Raw genomic sequence first — 659 nt, 5'->3', positions numbered from 1 at the left:
TACATAGAGGAACACTGTGGTAGCTGTAAGGCCTGCCTCACTGCCTGCCCGACAAAAGCATTTGAAGGACCGTACTTACTAGATGCTAAGCGCTGCATTTCTTATCTAACAATTGAGTTAAAAGGTAGGATTCCGCTAGAGCTAAGAAAGCCTATGGGGAACAGAATCTTTGGTTGCGATGATTGCCAACTCGTCTGCCCTTGGAACAAGTTCAGAAAACCCAGCCAAGAGACAGACTTTAGCCCCCGAAACAAGCTAGATGATATCACTCTGCTAGAGTTATTCTCTTGGAATGAAGAAACCTTCCTAACGAATACCGCAGGATCACCCATTCGCAGAGCGGGCTACGAATCCTGGTTAAGAAATATAGCCGTCGCACTTGGAAATGCGCCACAGTCATTAGTTATCGTTGCAGCCTTAAAACGAAGTAGAGAAACTGCCTCCCCCTTGGTCGCAGAACATATCGACTGGGCATTAGCGCAGCAAACCAAACCAAACAATCAAGAAGAGACTTAGCTACGCTTCATATTTGATGCCTGACTAACAGTATCACTCATTGTATAAGACAGTGACCCCAGGTGTTCAGCTATAACAAGCAACGACTGGGCGTTTGACGCCAGCTTTGCAGAAAAGTCTGCGTTTTCCTGGCAAGCCTCATC

At 46.4% G+C, this 659-nt stretch carries 1 protein-coding gene; it reads left to right on the top strand.

Annotated elements, in window-relative coordinates:
- Nucleotides 1–516 (top strand): tRNA epoxyqueuosine(34) reductase QueG (gene queG, locus A3735_RS08220; protein ID WP_156499526.1); only part of this gene is annotated, 516 nt, incomplete at its 5' end.
- Nucleotides 517–659 lie beyond the last annotated feature (143 nt).

This window comes from Oleiphilus sp. HI0061 (genome assembly GCF_001635675.1).
This window is presented reverse-complemented; position numbering and strand designations above follow the sequence as displayed.